The sequence below is a fragment of the Actinokineospora baliensis genome (assembly GCF_016907695.1).
Lineage (GTDB): Bacteria > Actinomycetota > Actinomycetes > Mycobacteriales > Pseudonocardiaceae > Actinokineospora > Actinokineospora baliensis.
The window spans coordinates 3,094,460-3,114,173 of the sequence record NZ_JAFBCK010000001.1; the positions used below are offsets into that span (position 1 = coordinate 3,094,460).

Annotated in this window: 15 protein-coding genes; 11 read left to right on the forward strand and 4 right to left on the reverse strand. The window is 71.8% G+C overall.

Features of this window, described 5'->3' with window-relative positions; translation table 11 throughout:
• The 4 genes from mnmA to JOD54_RS14865 all read left to right on the forward strand — a co-directional run bounded on the left by mnmA (position 1) and on the right by JOD54_RS14865 (position 7,828).
• Positions 1 to 1,089: a tRNA 2-thiouridine(34) synthase MnmA gene (gene mnmA, locus JOD54_RS14850; protein ID WP_204451100.1), complete on the forward strand. Its 1,089-nt coding sequence runs from the start codon at positions 1 to 3 to the stop codon at positions 1,087 to 1,089.
• Between the two features lie 448 nt (positions 1,090 to 1,537).
• Entirely contained in the window at positions 1,538 to 3,292 is a 1,755-nt protein-coding gene (locus JOD54_RS14855) for a S8 family serine peptidase (protein WP_204451101.1), read from the forward strand.
• A 92-nt stretch (positions 3,293 to 3,384) separates the two neighbouring features.
• Positions 3,385 to 5,976 carry a CHAT domain-containing protein gene (locus tag JOD54_RS14860; RefSeq protein WP_204451102.1) on the forward strand — a complete coding sequence of 864 codons (2,592 nt, stop codon included), beginning with the start codon at positions 3,385 to 3,387 and terminating at the stop codon, positions 5,974 to 5,976.
• 70 nt (positions 5,977 to 6,046) lie between these two features.
• Entirely contained in the window at positions 6,047 to 7,828 is a 1,782-nt protein-coding gene (locus JOD54_RS14865; RefSeq protein WP_204451103.1) for an AMP-dependent synthetase/ligase, read from the forward strand.
• A 1,332-nt stretch (positions 7,829 to 9,160) separates the two neighbouring features.
• Here the strand turns inward: JOD54_RS14865 and JOD54_RS14870 are convergent.
• On the reverse strand, positions 9,161 to 10,165 hold the full coding sequence (locus tag JOD54_RS14870; protein WP_204451104.1) for an S-adenosylmethionine:tRNA ribosyltransferase-isomerase: 1,005 nt from the start codon (positions 10,163 to 10,165) through the stop codon (positions 9,161 to 9,163).
• Complete coding sequence (locus JOD54_RS14875; RefSeq protein ID WP_307860041.1) at positions 10,162 to 10,845, reverse strand: SDR family NAD(P)-dependent oxidoreductase; 684 nt, start codon at positions 10,843 to 10,845, stop codon at positions 10,162 to 10,164. Before JOD54_RS14875 ends, JOD54_RS14870 begins: the two co-directional genes overlap by 4 nt.
• A gap of 156 nt (positions 10,846 to 11,001) precedes the next feature.
• Here JOD54_RS14875 and JOD54_RS14880 point away from each other — a divergent pair, with 156 nt between their 5' ends.
• The 5 genes from JOD54_RS14880 to JOD54_RS14900 all read left to right on the forward strand — a co-directional run bounded on the left by JOD54_RS14880 (position 11,002) and on the right by JOD54_RS14900 (position 15,960).
• Positions 11,002 to 12,129 (forward strand): GAF domain-containing sensor histidine kinase, encoded by a 1,128-nt coding sequence (locus JOD54_RS14880; RefSeq protein ID WP_204451105.1) that lies wholly within the window; start codon positions 11,002 to 11,004, stop codon positions 12,127 to 12,129.
• Positions 12,119 to 12,763 carry a response regulator gene (locus tag JOD54_RS14885; protein WP_204451106.1) on the forward strand — a complete coding sequence of 215 codons (645 nt, stop codon included), beginning with the start codon at positions 12,119 to 12,121 and terminating at the stop codon, positions 12,761 to 12,763. Before JOD54_RS14880 ends, JOD54_RS14885 begins: the two co-directional genes overlap by 11 nt.
• Positions 12,764 to 12,935: 172 nt before the next feature.
• Entirely contained in the window at positions 12,936 to 13,928 is a 993-nt protein-coding gene (locus tag JOD54_RS14890) for an efflux RND transporter periplasmic adaptor subunit (protein ID WP_204451107.1), read from the forward strand.
• On the forward strand, positions 13,925 to 14,641 hold the full coding sequence (locus JOD54_RS14895; RefSeq protein ID WP_307860044.1) for an ABC transporter ATP-binding protein: 717 nt from the start codon (positions 13,925 to 13,927) through the stop codon (positions 14,639 to 14,641). Before JOD54_RS14890 ends, JOD54_RS14895 begins: the two co-directional genes overlap by 4 nt.
• Entirely contained in the window at positions 14,641 to 15,960 is a 1,320-nt protein-coding gene (locus JOD54_RS14900) for an ABC transporter permease (RefSeq protein WP_204451108.1), read from the forward strand. The genes JOD54_RS14895 and JOD54_RS14900 overlap by 1 nt, the downstream gene beginning before the upstream one ends.
• 59 nt (positions 15,961 to 16,019) lie before the next feature.
• Here JOD54_RS14900 and JOD54_RS14905 read toward each other — a convergent pair whose 3' ends face one another.
• Positions 16,020 to 16,913 (reverse strand): serine/threonine dehydratase, encoded by an 894-nt coding sequence (locus tag JOD54_RS14905; RefSeq protein ID WP_204451109.1) that lies wholly within the window; start codon positions 16,911 to 16,913, stop codon positions 16,020 to 16,022.
• 66 nt (positions 16,914 to 16,979) lie between these two features.
• On the opposite strand from JOD54_RS14905, the gene JOD54_RS14910 reads away from it, so the two are divergent.
• Entirely contained in the window at positions 16,980 to 18,017 is a 1,038-nt protein-coding gene (locus JOD54_RS14910) for a methionine synthase (protein WP_204451110.1), read from the forward strand.
• Here JOD54_RS14910 and JOD54_RS14915 read toward each other — a convergent pair whose 3' ends face one another.
• Positions 18,018 to 18,944 (reverse strand): LysR family transcriptional regulator, encoded by a 927-nt coding sequence (locus JOD54_RS14915; protein ID WP_204451111.1) that lies wholly within the window; start codon positions 18,942 to 18,944, stop codon positions 18,018 to 18,020.
• A 72-nt stretch (positions 18,945 to 19,016) separates the two neighbouring features.
• Here JOD54_RS14915 and JOD54_RS14920 point away from each other — a divergent pair, with 72 nt between their 5' ends.
• Positions 19,017 to 19,712, forward strand: a complete 696-nt coding sequence (locus JOD54_RS14920) for a succinate dehydrogenase cytochrome b subunit (RefSeq protein ID WP_204451112.1) — start codon at positions 19,017 to 19,019, stop codon at positions 19,710 to 19,712.
• The last annotated feature ends 2 nt before the right edge of the window (positions 19,713 to 19,714 follow it).

The window sequence follows — 19,714 nt, forward strand, 5'->3', positions numbered from 1 at the left end:
ATGCGGGTACTGGCGGCGATGAGCGGCGGGGTCGACTCCGCGGTGGCCGCGGCGCGCGCGGTCGAGGCGGGCCACGACGTGGTCGGGGTGCACCTGGCGCTCTCGGCCAAGCCGGGCACGCTGCGCACCGGGTCGCGCGGTTGCTGCACCATCGAGGACGCCCACGACGCCCGCCGGGTGGCCGACCTGCTGGGCATCCCGTTCTACGTCTGGGACTTCGCCGAGCGGTTCACCGAGGACGTCGTCGAGGACTTCGTCGCCGAGTACGCCGCGGGCCGCACGCCCAACCCGTGCCTCAAGTGCAACGAGCGGATCAAGTTCGAGGCGCTGCTGGACAAGGCGATCGCGCTGGGCTTCGACGCGGTCTGCACCGGCCACTACGCCAGGCTGGCCACCGTCGACGGCCACCCGGAGTTGCGCCGCGCCGCCGACCTGGACAAGGACCAGTCCTACGTGCTGGCCACCTTGACCCCGCACCAGCTCGCGCACGCGATGTTCCCGCTGGGCGGGTCGGTCAAGTCCGCGGTGCGCGCCGAGGCCACCGAGCGCGGCCTGGCCGTGGCCGAGAAGCCCGACAGCTACGACATCTGCTTCATCCCCGACGGCGACACCCGCGCCTTCCTCACCGGCAAGCTCGGCGCGAGGCCCGGCACCCTGGTCGACGACGAGACCGGCGCGGTGCTCGGCGTGCACGCCGGTGTGCACGGGTTCACCGTCGGGCAGCGCCACGGCCTGGGCATCGACGCCCCGGCGCCGGACGGGCGGCCGCGCTACGTGCTCTCGCTCGAGCCGGTCCAGGGCACCGTCCGGGTGGGCCCGGCCGAGCGGCTCGCCGTGCGCGAGATCATCGGTGCCAGCCCGCTGTGGCCGACCGGCTCGCCGCTGGCGGGCGCGGTCGACTGCGTCGCGCAGATCCGCGCGCACGGCGGCAGCACCACCGCCACGGCGTCCGTTGTGGACGGTGAGCTGGTCGTGCGCCCCGAGGGGGGTGTGCGCGGCGTCGCGCCGGGACAGGCCGTTGTCCTCTACCGCCCCGACCCGGGCGGGGATGTGGTGCTGGCCAGCGCCACCATTTCCAGGACCCGCTAGCTTTTCACATTCCCACCATTCGAACACGGGTGCGAATTGCGGTCCGGTTGTGCCGCCGGCGCATTCCGGCCGCCAGGTCCACTGTGGATTCTTCGGCGATCAAGATCATTTCGGTTGACCGGTCCGGTCGGACCGACCACGTGTTCGAACAATGCGACCACTCACAGTGGACGGCCGCGCACTGTGTGCTGCGCTGGGCGAATGGTGATACCCGATGGGGGCGTTGCGCCCGCGGCGTCCTTGCTGTTGGCTACCTTCGGGTCCGTAACCTCGGACCAGCGCGCCGGAATCCGGTGCGGACCATTCCGCTCACGGATCGTCACCCGATCATCAGCGGAGAGTTGATCCCATTTGCTCGTTACGCGGCGGCTTTGCCAATCGATGTATCTCGTGACCGCGGTACTGCTCTACTACCGATGAGCAGGTCGGCGGGGCAACGACACCGACCGTGACCAACGACTTCGGGGTGGGGTATTCGATGGCGGATGTGAGCGCCAACGGGGAGCAAGGGCACGAGACGACCAATCCGGTGCCGACGGACCTGGCGCGGTTCCCGCAGGTGATCGGACTGACCGCGGACGTGCTCGTCCGCCACCGGGCCAGGGTGCTGAACCCGTCCACAGCGGTACCCGGCGAGCGCGGCAGGCGCCCGGACTCCACCGCCTACCGGTCCAACACCCTGCTCATGCCGCTGTCGGTGGCCAGGGACGCCAAGGTGATCGCCCGGTTCAACAAGGTACTGACCAAGCTCGGCGTGGAGCTCTCCGTCCAGTTGCCCACCACCGCGCGCTGGCGCAAGGCACTGGACACCTTCGACAGGGGCGTCGCCGTCCCGGTCCTGCTGCAGGTCCGCGAGGACGCGGTCATCGAGGCCGCGCCGGACCCGTGGACGGTCCTGACCGCACTGCGCCGCGCGTGCCCGCCCGAGCTCACCAAGGGCGTCGGCCTGGAGCACCTCGCGCTGGCCGCTTCGGTCGGCGTGCACGGCGCCGCCTACGGTTCCGGTGCTCCGTTCGGAAACGGTGTGCCCTTCGGCAATGGCGTCCCGTTCGGCAACGGGGTGCCCTTCGGCAACGGCGTGCCGTTCGGCAACGGGGTCCCGTTCGGCAACGGCGTCGGCGGCGGCGCGATCGCGCTGGGCAACGGTGCCCGCAACGCGGTGCGGTTGTTCCTGCCGAAGCCGAGCAGGCGCCAGCCCGCCGACCTGGTGCCCGGCCGCCGCCCGGTCGTCGCGGTGCTCGACACCGGCATCGGCGAGCACCCGTGGTTGACCACCGAGGCGCCGGACCCGGTGGTCGAGGTGTCCGAGGAGTTCCAGGGCCTGCTGGCCGACCTGGAGACCACGCTGACCGACCAGAGCGGTGGCGCGCTGCCCTCGCTGGCCTCGCCCAACGACGAGCGCGACGTGCTGCAGCCGCTGCTGGGCATCACCGACTCGCACTCCGGGCACGGCACCTTCGTCACCGGGCTGATCTTCCAGAACTGCCCGGACACCCGGGTGCTGTCGCTGCGCGTGCTGCACACCGACGGCATCACCACCGACGGCTCGGTGCTGCTGGCGCTGGAGTGGCTGCGCGAGCGGGTGTCCTCGGCGCTGGAGAACAACCGGCCGCAGGACCTCGTCGACGTCGTGTCGATCTCGCTGGGCTTCTACCCGGAGCACACCGACCAGAACACCGGGCTGCAGTTGGCCGAGGCGGTGCGCAAGCTGACCGAGCTCGGCGTCGTCGTGGTCGCCGCCGCGGGCAACGACGCCACCACCCGCCCGTTCATCCCGGCCGCGATGGCGCTCAACGCCGACGGTTCCAACACCGGCAACCCGCTGCTGATCGCGGTGGGTGCGCTCAACCCGTCCGGCAAGTCGGTCGCCGCGTTCAGCAACGAGGGCGCCTGGGTGACCCGGTGGGCCCCCGGCAACGCCGTGGTCAGCACCGTCCCGCTGTGGCAGGGCGCCGAGGGCCCGGACCTGACGACGACCGGCCCCGGCCCGCTGCCCCGCGCCACCCTCGACCCCGACGACCTCACCAGCGGGTTCGCCGTGTGGGCCGGGACTTCCTTCGCCGCCCCAGTGGTGGCGGGCATGATCGCCAAGCGGCTCACCGAGCTGACCGACGCGGTGACCACCGAGGACCGCGTGCAGCGCGCCACCAAGGCCCGCGACCTCGCCGACGCCGACCTCGCCGAACTCGGCTGGCGCAGCTGAGCCGCACGACGACCTGACAGATCGCCGCTGTGTCGCACTCGACTCACGTGCCGCGTCCACCACGGGTGGACGCGGCACGTAGGGTTTAGGCCATGCCCGCTGTCCGGCGTGCAGGCGCGCTCTACCGCCGCGGTCGCAAAGCCGTCTACGCCTACACCTTCGCCCGCGCGCGGGCCCTGCTCGGTGCGGCGTTGACCATGCTCGACACCGCGCAGGACCCCACCGCGCCCGAGGCCGTCGAGCTGCGCGTGCGGATCCTGGTCACCCTCGCCTACGCCGAGACCGAGGGCGCCACCATCACCCAGGGCATCGCGCGGCTCTCGGACGCCGACGCGCTGCTCGAGGCGCTGCCGGAGGGGCCGCTGCGGGCCGAGCTGTCCGGGCTTTCCTTGGAGCAGCGCGGTTTCCTGGAGATCCGGGCAGGCAACATCGAGTACGCGCTGACCCTGCTCTCGGACGCCGCCGAGCTGCTGCGGGCAGGCCTCGCCGACGGCGTCGGCGACCCGTACGTGCTGGCGAGCCTGTACCTCAACCGCAGCCTCGCCCAGATCGAACGCGCCCACACCGCCGCCGCCATCGAGGAACTCGACACCTGCATCGAGCTGTGCGAGCGCTACGGCCTGCACGACATCGCGATCAAGGCCAGGCACAACCGGGGCTACGTCGCGCACATGACCGGTGACGTGCCGACCGCGCTGCGCTACTTCGCCGAGACCTCCCGCGACTGCGCCGCCCGCGCCCCCGGCATGCTGCCGGTCGTCCAGCTCGACCAGGCCCGTGCACTGCTGGCCGGTGGCCTGGTCGACGAGGCCGCCCGCCACCTCGACGACGCGCTGCCCCGGTTGCGCCGCCAGCGCGTCGGGCAAGACGCCGCCGAGGCCGAGATCGCCCGCGCCGCCGCGGCCCTGCTGCACGGCGACGCCGCCCAGGCGCGCAGGCGGGCCCGGCGCTCGGAGCGGATGTTCACCAGGCGCGGCAACGTCCGCTGGGCCGCGGTCGCCGCTTTGGCCGCGCTGCGCGCCGACACCCTCGACGCCCTGGAGGGCAGGAACGGCAACGGGTCCCGCCGCCGGGGAGATGCCGCGCTGCCGACCGCGGCCGTGGCGCTGGCCGACCAGTTGCGCGGCCTGGCCCTGGAGGACGAGGCCGCGCTGGCGCTGATGCTGGCCGTGCGGCTGGAGATCCGCCGGGGCAACCTCGACACCGCGGCCAAGCTGCTCGACCAGGTGCCCGCGCCCCGGGTCACCACCCCGGTCGACCACCGGATGCTGCTGCGGCTGTGCCGGGCGGAACTGGCGGTCGCCGAGCGGGACGTGCGGGCCGCGCTCGCGCAGGCGCGGGCCGGGCTGTCCGAACTCGGGCACACCCGCGACCGCATGGGTGGGTTGGAACTGGTGTGCGGCACCGCCGTGCACGGGCGGCACCTGGGCGAGCTGGCGGTCCGGTTGGTGCTCGAGGGACCCCGGCCGGACGCGCGGCGGCTGTTCGGCTGGCTGGAGCGCACCCGTGCGCAGGTGTACCGGTACGAGCCGATGCCCGACATCGCCGACCAGCGCATCGCGGAGAAAGCCGCCGAGCTGCGGCTGGCCAAGCGGACCGCGCAGCTGGTCCGGTTGGCTGGCAAGTCCGCGGACAAGCTGGAGAAGCAGACCGCCGCCCTGGAGCGGGAGGTCGAGCGGCAGGGGTGGTACGCCAGCCCCTGGGGCAAGCCGCGGCCGGTGGCGACCCTGGAGCAGGTGACCCCGGCGCTGGCCGGTCGGGCCCTCGTGTCGTTCGCGACCTCCGGGGACGAAGTGGTCGCTGTTGTCGTCGTGGGGTCCGGCGCGCGGATGGTGCGACTGGGGTCCGCGGGCGATGCCGCGGAGTTGGCCGCGAGGCTGCACGCGGACCTGGACGTCTTGGCACCGGACACGTTGCCGCCGCCCGTCGTGGAGGTGGTGAAGGGCTCGGCGGCGCGCAGCGCGGGCGGGTTGGACAAGCAGCTGATCCAGCCGCTGCTGCCGCTCATCGGGGACAGCGAGCTGGTCATCGTCCCCACAGGTGCGCTCTACGCGGTGCCCTGGGGGAGTCTGCCGTCGTTGTGGGGTCGGCCGCTGGTGGTGGCGCCTTCGGCGACAGCGTGGCTGAGCGCCGCGACCGGGGCCGCGCCGAAGGGCCGCACGGTGCTGGCGCGCGGTCCTATGTTGACCGGGCTCGTCGCCGAAGAAGGTCCGCTGCGCGCGGTCTACCCGGACGCGATCGCCCTCGACAAGGAGCACGCGACCGTCGCCGGGGTCCTGGCTGCCCTGGACGGTGCCGAGCTCGCCCACATCGCCGCGCACGGCGAGCACGAACCCACCAACGCCCTGTTCTCCCGGCTGGAACTGGCCGACGGCCCGCTGTTCGCCTACGAAGTCGCGCGGCTGCGGCAGCCACCCCGCCAGGTCGTGCTCGCCGCCTGCGAGTTGGCCCTCAACTACGTGCGCCCCGGCGACGAGGCCCTCGGGTACGCGGGGGCGCTGTTGGCCAGCGGCGTGCGCACGGTCGTCGCGGCGACCAGCCGGGTCGGTGACGAGGCCGCCGCGACCGCCATGGTCACCTACCACCAGCGGCTCACCGCGGGGCTCACGCCCGCCAGGGCACTGGCGGAGTCCATCGCCGAGGACCCCTTCCGCAGGCCGTTCATCTGCCTCGGCGCGGGCTAGACAGGCGGGGGCGCCGAACCTACGATCCGCTCACCTGTGTCGTGGACCACAGTGGTGAGAGGCGGTCGCGGTGGACGAGTACCCGACGCTGTGCGCGGCCTTCCAGGAGATCGCCCAGATCAACCCGGCCCAGGTGGCGCTGCGCACGCCCGGGGGCGTCGTGTCGATCACCTGGCGCGAGTACGCGAAGCGGGTCAGGACCATCGCGGCGGGACTGTCCGCGCTGGGGGTGGCGCGCGGCGAGCCGGTGGGGCTGATGCTGACCAACCGCCCCGAGTTCCACCTCGTCGACACCGCCGCCCTGCACCTGGGGGCGCTGCCGTTCTCGGTCTACAACACCAGCACCCCAGAGCAGTTGGCCCACGTCTTCGCCAACGCGGGCAACGAGGTCGTGGCGACCGAACGGTCGTTCGTGCCGGTTCTTCTGGCCGCGGTGCCCCACCTGCGCCTGGTATGCGTGGACGGCGCGGTGGACGGCGCCGAGTCGCTGGCCGAGGTCGAGGCGGGCGGCGCACCGGACTTCGACTTCGACGCCGCCTGGCGCGCGGTCGAACCCGACGACGTCGCCACCATCATCTACACCTCGGGGACAACCGGCCCGCCCAAGGGCGTCGAGTTGACCCACGCCAACGTCATGGCCGTCGCCCAGGCGGTCAAGCAGGCCTTCGAACTGCTCCCGGGCGACCGGGTGCTCTCGTTCCTGCCCTCGGCGCACATCGCCGACCGGGTCGCCTCGCACTACGCCTCGATCCTGTTCGGCACCCAGGTCACCTCGGTGGCCGACCCCCGCGACCTGGCGACCGCGCTGCCGGACGCCCGGCCGCACCTGTTCTTCGCGGTGCCCAGGGTGTGGCAGAAGTTCAAGCTCGCCATCGAATCGGCCATCGCCGCCGAACCGAGCCCGGTCAAACGCGCCATCGCCACCTGGGCGATCGACATCGGGCAGCGGCACCTGCGCGCGCCCTGGTCGCTGACCCTGGCCGCCCGGTACGCGGTCGCCGACCGCCTGGTGCTGCGTCGGTTGCGGGCCCGCCTCGGTCTCGCCGAGGCCAAGGTCCCGGCCTCCGGCGCGGCCGCCATCCCGGTGCCGACCCTGGAGTTCTTCTGGGCCATCGGCATCCCCGTCTACGAGATCTGGGGCATGTCCGAGACCGCGGGCCTGGGCACCTCCGGCCGCATCGGCCTCAACAAGCGCGGCACCGTCGGCACCCCCGTCCACGGCACCGAAGTCCGCCTCGCCGACGACGGCGAACTCCTCATCCGCGGCGCGTCGGTCATGCTCCGCTACCGCAACGACCCCATCCGCACCGCCGCCACCATCGACCCCGACGGCTGGGTGCACACCGGAGACATCGGCGAGATCGACGAGGACGGGTTCGTGTCCATCGTGGACCGCAAGAAGGAACTCATCATCACCTCCTCCGGCAAGAACATGTCGCCCACCAACATCGAGAACGCCATCAAAGCGGCCAACTCCGCCATCAGCCAAGTAGTAGCCATCGGCGACAACCGCCCCTACATCTCCGCCCTGGTCGTCTTAGACCAAGACGCCGCTGTGGCCCTTGCGGCCCGGCACAACCTCCCCACCACCCCAGAGGCTCTAGCGGCGTCCCCGGAAATCCGCGCCCTGGTGGCCAACGCGGTCCGGGAAGGAAACCAACACCTGTCCCGAGTGGAGCAGGTCAAACGCTTCCACATCCTCCCCACCTACTGGCACCCCGGCGGGGACGAACTCACCCCCACCCTCAAACTCCGCCGCAAACCCATAGCCGACAAATACGCCACCGCCATCACCGACCTCTACGCCGAAACCCCCACCCCCAACACCATCAACCTCGCTGCCACCGCCTAACCCCGCCACTGCTCCTGCTCGCCCTAACTGCTCGATGGGGCGAACTTGTTTTGCGCGGGGCCCCTGCGCCACCCGTGGCAGGACCGCAAAGCTGGGGCCGAAGAGCATGGCCCTGTCCGCGCAGAACGCTACGACTGCCGCCACCCCACGCAAAACAAGTCCGCCCCATCGAGCCGCCGCGCCCAGCCCCTCGAGCTGGCCCACCCAACCCAGCCCCCGAGCTGGCCCGCCGGACTCAGCCGCCCGGGCCAGCCCTGCCTGCCTCACCGCTGCTCCTGGAGGCCGCTGCCTCTAACTGCTCGATGGGGCGAACTTGTTTTGCGCGGGGCCCCTGCACCAGTCGTGGCAGGACCGCAAAGCTGGGGCCGAAGAGCGTGGCCCTGTCCGCGCAGGAACGCTACGACTGCCGCCACCCCACGCAAAACAAGTCCGCCCCATCGAGCCGCCGCGCCCAGCCCCTCGAGCTGGCCCACCCAACCCAGCCCCCGAGCTGGCCCGCCGGACTCAGCCGCCCGGGCCAGCCCTGCCTGCCTCACCGCTGCTCCTGGAGGCCGCTGCCTCTAACTGCTCGATGGGGCGAACTTGTTTTGCGCGGGGCCCCTGCACCAGTCGTGGCAGGACCGCAAAGCTGGGGCCGAAGAGCGTGGCCCTGTCCGCGCAGGAACGCTACGACTGCCGCCACCCCACGCAAAACAAGTCCGCCCCATCGAGCCGCCGCGCCCAGCCCCCTGAGCTGGCCCGCCCAACCCAACCGCCCGAGTCAGCCCGCCCAAACCAGCCCCCCGAGTCAGCCCGCTCAACCCGACCCCCGAGCCGGCCCACCCAACTCAGCCCCCCGAGCCCACCCCGCCAGCTTCACCACCGCTCCTCGGAAGCTGCCCGCATGTTCTGCTCGATGGGGTGGACCTGTTTTGTGTGGGGGAGCGGCACCCGTAGCCTGACCGGCGGCTGGCTGGGCCGTCCCTTTGGCCCCCAGCTTTTCAGGCCCAGCACGGGTGTCGCAGGGGCCCCGCACAAAACAGGTCCACCCCATCGAGCCCACCGCACAACCACGAACCGACCCCGCCAGCCCAGCCCACCGAGTCAACCCCGCCAGCCCGACAACCGCTCCCGGAAGCCGCCCACCCAAGTGCTCGATGGGGCGGACCTGTTTTGCGTGGGGGAGCGGTGCCCGTAGCGTTGTGCGCTGCAGGGCCACGCTTTTCGGCCCCAGCTTTGCGGTCCTGCCACGGGCGGCGCAGGGGCCTCGCGCAAAACAGGTTCGCCCCATCGAGCACACCGCACTACTACGGATCGGGTCGCGAGGTCGCCGCCAGGCGACGAGCCGACCCCTCACCGCACCAACAGGTTCACATCCCCGAACTCATGCCACAGATACCCCCCACCCGCAGCCTCCCCATAACACCTCTCCACCGCCCCCCTCCCCGCCACCGCCACCAACATGTCCACATGCGACGCCCCCGCCTCGTGGAACCCCGTCAACAACCCATCAACCACCGCCACCCCCCGTTCCGGCGTAACCACCAACTCCGTCCACCCAGACGCCTCCCGCACCACCCCACCGCGCACCGCCGACTCCACCGCGCGCACCGCCGTCGTCCCCACTGCGATCACTCGCCGCCCTTGCGCTCGAGCGGTGTTCACCACCTCCGCGCTTTCCGCCGACACGCGGAACCACTCCGGGTACGGCCGCTCGTGTGCCTCCGGTGACGCCACCCCTGTGTGCAGCAGCACCGGTGCGAATTGGACGCCCGCGGCCACCAGGCGGGTCACCAGGCGGTCGGTGAAGGGGCGGCCTGCGCTGGGCATTTCCGCGCTGCCCGGGTCGACCCCGAAGACCGTTTGGTAGTAGCGCAACGGCCACGCGCGGGGCACGTACCCGTAGCGGATCGGTTCTCCGAACGCCCCCAGGTAGGCGCTGACCGTCGTGAACGGGCCGGGGCGGACCGCCGCTTCCCATAGCCGGTCCCGTGAGTACCGCCGCAGCAGCACCACGGACGCTCCGCCTGCCAGGTCCAAGCGGTCCCCGGCGGTGCCGTGCGGGTAGGGGGCCGTTCCCGAGCGCAGTTCCACCAGCCAGGTCCCGTCGGGGTTCTGGGTGGACAGGTGCACTTTCAGCTGTCCGCCGGTGACCGCCACGGACGCGGGCAGGGTTCCAGAGGTGTTGACCACGAGCACGTCGCCCGCGTGTAAGACCGACGGCAGGTCGCTGAACCGGTGGTGGCTGATCTCCCCGCCGTCGCTGACCAGCAGCCGCACCCCGTCGCGGGCGAGACCGCGCGCCTCGGGGGGTTCGTGGGCGTCCAGGCCGCCGGGCAGGGTGAGTTCGACGGTCATACCGCCACCTCCGGCAGGCGGATCCGGCCGGATTCCGGGCGGGTGGACACCAGGTGCACGACGGCGGGGACGACGGTTTCCGGGAGTGGGCGGTCGGTGATGTCCTCGCCGGGGAAGGCGTCCTGGTGCATCTGGGTTCGCAGGTCGCCCGGGTCGGCCCACCACACCCGGATGGCCGGTTCCTCCTTGGACAGCACGTTGCTGAGCAGTTCCACCGCCGCCTTCGAGGCGCCGTAGCCACCCCAGCCCTCGTAGGGTTCGACGGCGGCGTCCGAGGTGATGGTGAGGACGGCGCCGCCCCGCCTGCGCAGCCCGGGCAGCGCCACCTGGACGAGACCGAGCACCGCGAGCACATTGGCCTCGAAGACCTCGCGCAGTGCGTCGACCGGGTACTCGGCCAGGCCGGGCAACGGGGTCGGGCCCAGCGCACCGGCGTTGTTGACCACCAGGGTGGCACCGCCGAGCTCGTCGGCCGCGGCCACCAGCCGCTCGCGGTGGTCGGGGTCGGTGATGTCGCCCGGCAGCGCTCTGACCCGGCCGGGCAGCGCGTCCGCGACGGCGGTGAGCGCGGGCGCGCCCCTGGCGTCGAGCACGAGGTCCCACCCGGCCTCGGCGAGACCGGTGGCGATGGCGCGCCCCAACCCCCGGGAGGCGCCGGTGACGATGGCCAACTGGTGCACGGGATTCCCCTTCCCTCCAACGAAGACCGGACACCCGGCCCACCACCGACGGTAGGCACCACCACCGGACCTGCCATCAGACCCGAGATGGGACTTCCCTCCGACTTTGGTCCTAGGACCAGCGGTTTCGTCGGCCCACCTCGGTACCGTGAACCCGTGACCGGGATCGGGAGCAACGAACTGCGCGCCGTCAGCGCCGCCGTGCTGGCGGTCGCGACGCACCTGTCGGTGCGCGAGGTGCTGCGCACGATCCTCACCTCCGCGCGCAGGCTCGTCGGCGCCCGCTACGCCGCGCTCGGCGTGCCGGACGAGGCGGGCGGCTTCGCCGAGTTCCTCGCCGACGGCGTCACCGACGAGCAGTGGGCGGCGATCGGCCCGGTGCCGCGCCAGCACGGTCTGCTCGGGGTGCTGCTGCACGACCCGAACCCGGTCCGCCTCGACGACGTCCGCGCCCACCCCCGGTTCGAGTGGTGGCCGAAGGCGCACCCCGTGCTCACCGACTTCCTCGGCATGCCCATCACCGACGGCGACGAGGTCCTCGGCGAGATCTTCGTGGCGAACAAGACCGAGGAGGGCGGGTTCACCGACCAGGACGAGGAGCTGCTCGCGCTGCTGGCGGCGCACGCGGCCATCGCGATCGTCAACGCGCGGCTGCACGAGCGGGCCAGAGAGCTGTCCATCGTCCAGGAGCGCACCAGGATCGCGCGCGAACTGCACGACGCGGTCACCCAGAAGCTGTTCAGCCTCCGGCTGGCCGCGGAGTCCGCCGCGGCCCTCGCCAGGCGCGACGCCGCGCGCGCAGCGGGCCAACTCGACCTTGTGCGCGCGTTGGCCGCCGAGGTCAGCGACGAGTTGCGCGCCGCGCTCGTGGGGCTGCGCCCGCCGGACCTGGCGGGCGACGGGCTCGACAGCGCGATCGGCAAGCAGGCGGACCTGCTCAACCGGGTGCACTCGGTGGACATCGTCTATAGGGGTGGCGAGGTGCCCCGGCTCACCACGACCAGGGAGGAGGCCGTCTACCGGGTGCTGCAAGAGGCGCTGCACAACGCGCTGCGCCACGCCAGCGCCCGCAACATCCAGGTCGACCTGCGGTTGCACTCCGGGGTCGTGGTGCTGGAGGTCACCGATGACGGCGTCGGGTTCGACGTGGCGGGCAGCCGCGAGCGCAAGTTGGGGCTGACCTCGATGCGGGAGCGGGCCCACACCGCGGGGGGCAGGTTGCGGGTCACCTCGACCAGCCCCGGGGGGACGACGGTACGGCTGGAGGTGCCCGTTGGGGGATGAGCGGATCAGGGTGCTCGTGGTCGACGACCACCCTGTGGTGCGCCAGGGGTTGCGCACCTTCCTGGACCTGCAGGACGACATCACCGTCGTCGGCGAGGCGGCCGACGGCGCGTCCGGTTTCGCCGCCGCCGAGCAGCTCAGACCCGATGTGGTGCTGCTCGACCTGCGCATGCCGGGCACCGACGGCGTCTACGCGCTCAACGCGCTGCGCGCGGCGGGCAACAAGGCGCGGGTCCTGGTCATCACCAGCTTCACCGAGCCGGTGGGCATCGTCCCCGCGGTGCGCGCGGGCGCCGCCGGGTACGTCTTCAAGGACGTGGACCCGTTGGCGTTGGCCGCGGCCGTGCGCTCGGTGCACGCCGGGCACGTCCTGCTGCACCCCGATGTGGCGCGCCTGCTGGCGGAGGGGGAGGCCAGGCCGGGCGGGTCCTCGTTGACCGCGCGCGAACTGGAGGTGCTCTCCCAGGTGGCGCAGGGCAACTCGAACCGGGAGATCGCCCGTGTGTTGATGTTGTCGGAGAAGACGGTGAAGTCCCACATGACCGCGATCCTGGGCAAGCTCGGGCTGCACGACCGCACGCAGGCGGCCCTCTACGCGGTGCGCACGGGTCTGGTCACCCCCGCGGCCCACTAGGCAGGCGGGGACCGGCGATTTCGCCGCGACCCGCGCACATCGTGCAACCCCAGGGCCGTTCGCGGAGTCTTCGTCAGTGCGGGGGCTGGGTGAGGCCACCCCGAGATCTACTATTCACCGTGTGTATAGTGCGTGCCAGTACCGGTCACGACATGGGGATTTGGGGGTACCGGTGAACCCACGGCTGCTCATCGCCACGCTCGCCGCCACCGCGGTCATCGCGGGGTGCTCGACCTCGACGGCGGGCCCGTCCGTGCCCGGCCTCGCCGAGCGCGGCAGCACGATGACCACGGCGACGCTGACCCGCAAGGACCTCACCACCAAGGTGAGCCTGAAGGGCAAGGTCGCGCTCAACCCGGTCTTCGGGCTGGTGGCGCCCGTCGACGGCCAGATCCGCTACCTGGAGGTCAAGGACCAGAAGGGCACGCCGACCAAGCCGACCCGCGTGGGCGCGGTGTGGGTCAACGGCAAGCCGACGCACGTCGAGGTCCCGGCGGGCTCGACGTTCGCGGGCAGGCTCGTCGACGACAAGACCACCGTCACCGCCGGAATGCCCGTGGTGTCGGCGAAGTACGGCGGCTACGGCATCGTCGCCGACATCGACGGCGCGCAGGCCTACGCGCTCGCCGACGGCTTGGGCGCGGTGCGCGCGCAGATCAAGAGCGGCCCTGGGCCGTTCGACTGCGCGGTGCTCGGCACCACGGCGGCGTTGCCGCCGGGCACGATCCCGGACCCGCCCGCGCCGGTGGTGCCGCCCGCGGCGAACCCCGCGGACCCCGCGCAGCCCATCCCGCCCCAGGTGCCGCAACCGCAGCCGGAGAAGGACTCCCGCACGCCGTCGGAGTCCACCGGCATGCGCCTGGTGTGCGTCCCGCCCGCCGGCGTCCGGCTGATCAACGGCGCCGAGGTGGTCCTGGAGGTCATCACCGCGCAGGCCAAGCAGGTGCTGGTGGCCCCGGTGGAGGCGGTGGCGGGCAAGCAGGGCACCGGCAAGGTCGACGTCCTCGACCCCAATGGCGACCGGCAGCGCAAGGACGTCGGCCTCGGGCTCAGCGACGGCGAGGTCATCGAGATCAAGTCCGGCCTCACCGGCACCGAGACCCTCGCGGTGCCCGGGCCGGACCTGCCCAAGCCCGCGCAGGAGAACGGGGTGCCGGGCAAGTGACCGCGTCCCCGATCCAGCCGCCGCTGATCCAGATCAACGGCGTCACCAAGACGTTGAAGGGGCAGGGGGAGCCCAGGCCCATCCTGTCCGGTGTGGACCTGACCGTGCGCGCGGGCGAGAGCGTGGCGATCCTCGGCCGCTCCGGGTCCGGCAAGAGCACCCTGCTCAGCCTCATCGGCCTGTTCGACCGCCCCGACGGCGGCCAGTACCTGCTGCACGGCCGCGACATCACCCGGATCCCCGAGCGCCGCGCGGCCCGGTTGCGCAGCCAGGAGTTCGGTTTCGTGTTCCAGCGGTTCTTCCTGCTCAAGCACCTCACCGCGATGCAGAACGTGGCGATGGCGCTGGTCAACGGGCAGGGGTGGGCGCCGCGCCGCAAGCGCAGGGCCAAGGTGATGACCGCGCTCGAGCAGGTCGGCATCGCGCACCTGGCCAAGCACCGGCCCGCCCGGCTCTCCGGCGGCGAGCAGCAGCGGGTGGCGATCGCCAGGGCGCTGGTGCGCGAGCCGAGGGTGCTGCTGGCCGACGAGCCGACCGGGGCGCTGGACACCGAGACCGGCGCGCTGGTGATCGACGTCCTGCACGCGGCGACCGACCGCGGCTGCGGGCTGATCCTGGTGACCCACGACCACGCGCACGCCAACCGGATGGGCCGCGTGGTGCGGCTCAGCGACGGGCGGCTGGTGCCGGAGCGGGCGGGGGTGTTCGGCTGATGGCGCTCTCCGGGCGGTTGCGCTCCGCGCTGGTCATCGGCGGCCAGGGCATCCGGGCGCGCAAGCTGCGCACGTTCCTGTCGATGATCAGCCTGTTCCTCGGGGTGCTCGCCGTGATCGCCGTGCAGGCGGGGTCGGTGCTGGCGAACCGGGCGCTGCTGGAGGACATCGAGATGATCGAGGGCAAGGACGGCACCGTGGTCGTCAGCGTCCCCTCGGGCGAGGGTGCCGCGACAGCGGTGCTCGACACCGTGCGCGACCGGCAGGACGCCGTCGGCATGCTGTCCACCGCCGCCATCATCGGTGAACCCGGCCTCACCCCGGTGAACCCCGGCGGCATGCCCCTGCGCTACGCCGACCAGGCGGGCCCGCCGATGCAGACGATCTGCACACCGCAGGGGTTCTGCTACGCCGAGCCGAGCTCGGAGAAGCCGCTGCCGCGCGGCAACGCCGTCGAGGTGCAGCTGGTGGGGATCACCGGTGACATCCGGCAGTTCCGCCCGTTCCACACCGAGGCGGGCTCGTGGGTCGACTTCGCGGGCGACCCGTCGATGTCGCCGAGGCTGGTGCTCAACCGGGAAGCCGCGTTGGCGTTCACCCAGTACCAGCTCCCCGCCGAGATGCGCATCGGTTCCGCCTACGGCGGTTCGGCCGACCCCGGTTCGCCGCACCCGACGCCCCGCGTCATCGGGACCGTCCACGATGGCAACATGCAGCCCACCGCCTACGTCCGCGCCGACGAGCTGCTCAACTGGCTCCCCGCGTCCTCCATGGGCTCGCAGAGCATGACGATCCTCATGTCGCCTTCAGCGGTGACCGTGGGGCCGACGTTGCGCTCCAAGCTGGGGCCGGATCTCGGCAACCAGCTCTACTTCCGAACGATCGACTCACGCGAGCGCATCGGTAGTCAGCTGGACCTGATGCGCTGGATCTTCTACGCCATGGCTGCCTTGGTGCTTCTTATCGGTGTGGCGGGCATCCTCAACGTGGGCCTGGCGACCATCGGCGAACGGGTGGAGGAACTCGCCCTTCGGCGCGCAGTGGGCACACCTCGCCTCTTGTTGGCGGGCATCGTCTTAGCCGAAACCCTCCTCACCGGGCTTCTTACGGCAGCTGCCGCCGTAGTGACCGGGATAGTGGGCCTACAGGCCGCCGGGTACTTCTTCGGTGACAGCCGACCAAGCCTCCAGAACGTCGCGTTCCCGTGGGAAGCGGGCGTGGCGGGCGTAGTGGCCGGTCTTATCGCGGGTGTACTGGGCGGGCTCTTCCCGGCCATCCGTGCGGCCAGGATCCCCATTGCCACTGTGATGCGGGCTTAACCCCCGGGCTGGGTGGGTGGCGGAGTCACCCCACTCACCCAGCCGCCCGGGAGCCGCTCTTAGGCGGGCACCCAATCGCTGTTCGCCCCGCAGATCACCAAGCAGGGGAGTTTCCCGTCCACCTGCCCGCTCAACAATCCCGCCAATGGCACCGCCGCCGCGGGCTCCACGGCTATCCGGAACTCTTCCCACAAGAGATCGCGTGCGGCCAGCAACTCCTGGTCACTCACCAGGATGGACCGCACTTCCCCGTGCCGCACCACGTCGAACGGCAAGGCACCCACGCGCGAGGCCCCCAAGGCCGAGGCGGCCACCGAGTTCACCACCGCATCGACCGGCGTTCCCGCCTTTAGCGCGTCATGCATGGCCTGACAGTCGACGGGCTCGACCAACGCCACTGACCGCCCGCGGCTCCCCAGGACAGTCCCGGCTGCCAGCCCGCCGCCACCGACGGCGACCACGAACGCGTCCACCTCCGGAACGTCCGCCACCACTTCGGCCGCGCACGTTCCTTGCCCCGCGATGACCAACGGGTCGTCATAGGCGGGCACATACCGCGCCCCGCTCTCGGCTGCTTCCGTCAGCGCTGCCGCCGAAGCCTCCGCGTAGGTAGCGCCGTGGCGCACTAGCTTCGCTCCCGCCGCCTCGATGCGCCGGGTCTTGGACTCTGGTGCGCGTTCGGGCACGTAGACAGTCGCGGGCAGGCCCAACACCTGGGCCGCGGTGGCGACGGCCACTCCGTGGTTGCCGCCGGAGGCCGTCACGACGTGGGTGGGCTGCGGGCCGCCGATAAGCGCGTTGAGGGCGCCGCGGAACTTGAAGGAGCCCGTGCGTTGCAGGTGCTCCAGCTTCAGCACCACGGGCTGCCCGTTCACCTCGGTGCGCAGGTGCGGCGTGCGCCGGATGTGCGGTGCTATGCGGGCTGCAGCGGCGGCGACATCGGTGTGGTCCACGACCGCCGATGCTAACCGCGGCGGTGGGTGTGCGGCGCCCGGAGACGATCCACCAGACTGCACGCCGTGAGCACTGCACCCTGGTCGCCCGGTACCGCTACCGGGATCGGCTCGTTGCCCGGCACCGACCCCGTCGAGGCCGCCACCACCGTTCTCGGTGAGCTGCCCGATCTGCCGCACATGCCGGAACTCCCGGCCAGGGGGCTCGGGGCCGACATCATCGGGCGGTCGGCCGCCCTGCTGGTCGACCTGGCGGTGGAGCTGGTGCCGTCCGGGTACCGGGTGACCGCCCGGCCGGGGCTGGAGCACCGGCGCGCCGTCGACCTCCTCCGGCGGGACCTCGACGCCCTCGAGGAGGCCGTCGAGCGGCTGGGCAGCCCGCCGCCTGCGGTGAAGGTGCAGGTCGCGGGCCCCTGGACCTTGACGTCTGGGCTGGAGTTGCCGCGCGGGCACCGGGTCCTGACCGACCGCGGCGCGCTGCGGGAGTTCACCGAATCGCTGGGTGAGGGCGTGTCCAGGCACGTGGCGGAGGTGCGTCGGCGGATCGGGGCGCCGGTGGTCGTGCAGCTCGACGAGCCGAGCCTGCCGACCGTCCTCGCCGGAGCGCTGCCCACCCCCTCGGGGTACGGCACGGTGCCCGCGGTGGCCGAGCCGGAGGCCCGTGACGTGTTGGCGGCCGTGGTCGAGGCGGCCGCGGCGGCCACCGGTCAGCCCGTGATCGTCCACTGTTGCGCGCCGAGGCCGCCATTCGCCCTCCTGCGGTCCGCGGGAGCCGGGGCGGTCGCGTTCGACGTCGGCCTGCTCGCCAAGGCCGGAGCGGCCACGTGGGACGCCGTTGGCGAGGTGTGGGACGCCGGGACGACGTTGTTCCTCGGCGTGGTGCCCAGCACCGACCCCGGCCGGGCCCTCACCCTCCGCGAGGCGGCGAGCCCCGCGTTCACGCTGGTCGACCGGCTCGGGTTCACCCGCTCGGTTCTCGCCGAGCGCGCTGTCGCCACCCCCACCTGCGGGATGGCGGCGGCCACGGACAGCTGGGCCCGCCGGGCCATGTCCCTCGTGCGTGACGTGGGCAAGTCGTTCGTGGAGCCCCCGGAGGGCTGGTAGTCACCGCAGGGGCTCCACACCGGGTGGCAGCGCGTTGGCGGCGACCAGGCCGTCGATGTGGCCGAACAGCGTCGAGCGGAAGGCCCGCGCCGCCGCCGTGGGTGGCGTGTCGGTGCGGTGCGCCAAGGCGATCGTGCGACGGATCGTGGTGCCCGCCAGAGGCGTCGCGCGCAGGCCAGGGCGGCCGGGTAGGACAAGGCTGGGCACCAGGGCCACGCCCAGTCCGGCCTCGACGAACCGCAGCACGGCATCCATTTCGCCGCCCTCCACCGCGAGTGCCGGTTCGAACCCTGCTTCCCGACAGGCGTGCAGCGTCGTTTCGCGCAGGTCGTACCCGCGGCGGAACATGACCATGGGCTCGTCGCGCAACGACTCCAGTCGCACGCTGTCCGCGAGAGCGGGCGCGGTGGACGACGACGCGACCATCAGGTGTTCCCGCAGGACGGGTGTCATCGTGAGGGCTGACTCGACGCCCTGGGGCGGCACGATCAGCAGCGCCAGGTCCAACTCGCCGCCTAGTAGAGCCGCGGTCAGGTCCCGGGACCCGCTCTCCTCCACTTGTAGCCGGATACCCGGATACCGCTCGTGGTAGCGCCGTAGTACATCGGCGAGGACACCAACGCACACGCTCGGTGTCGCCCCTAGGCGGATCCGCCCGCGCCTTAGACCAACGAGCTCGGCCACTTCAAGCCTCGCCGTGTCCACGTCGGACAGGATGCGCTTGGCGATCGGCAGCAGTGCTTCGCCCGCGGCCGTAAGAGCCACGTTGCCGCGAGCGCGGGTGAACAGGGACGCGCCCAGTTCGGTTTCCAGGCTGTTGATCTGCTTGCTCAGTGAGGGCTGCGCCACATGTGCCCGGTGGGCGGCGCGGGTGAAGTGCCGGGTCTCCGCGACGGCCAGGAAATACACGAGCTGCTGCAGCGTCATAGTCCCAGGCTATCGAGATGAGCCGATTCATGTATTGGACGACTTGTCGCGATGGCTCCTAGCGTGGCGGGCATGGCACTGACGCTGCAGCGCGGATCACTTGGCAGGCAAGGGTTCCCGCGCAGGCTGTGGGGGTCCACGGTCGGCAAGAAGGTCGTGATGGCGGTCACCGGCGGCATCCTGCTCGGCTACGTCGTCGCGCACATGGTCGGCAACCTGACGATCTTCTTCGGCGACATCGACGGCTACGGCGTCTTCCTGCGGCAGCTGCTCTCGCCGGTGCTCGGCTACGCCGGGTTCGTCTGGGTCGTCCGCGTGGTCTTGCTGCTCGCCGTCGTCCTGCACATGACAGCGGCCATCCAGCTCGCCCGCCGCGCCGCTCGTGCCCGTCCGGTCGGGTACGCGCGCAGGCCGAAGGTCCAGGGGAGCTACGCGGCCAGAACGATGCGCTGGGGCGGGGTGATCCTCGCCCTCTTCGTCGTCTACCACCTGCTGGACCTCACGGCCGGGGTCCTCAACCCGCACGGCGTCGAAGGGCAGATCCACGCCAACGTCGTCGCCGACTTCCAGCACTGGTACGTCGTGGCCGCCTACACGCTGGCGGTCGTCGCCCTTGGCTTCCACCTCCGGCACGGGATGTGGAGCGCGCTGCGCAGCCTGGGCAAGGCCCCCGGCACATCGAGCGCGGCGGCCTTGGTCGTCTCCGTTGGCATCACGGTCGGATTCCTCTCCGTGCCCTACGCCGTCCTCTTCGGAATCGTGAGGTAACC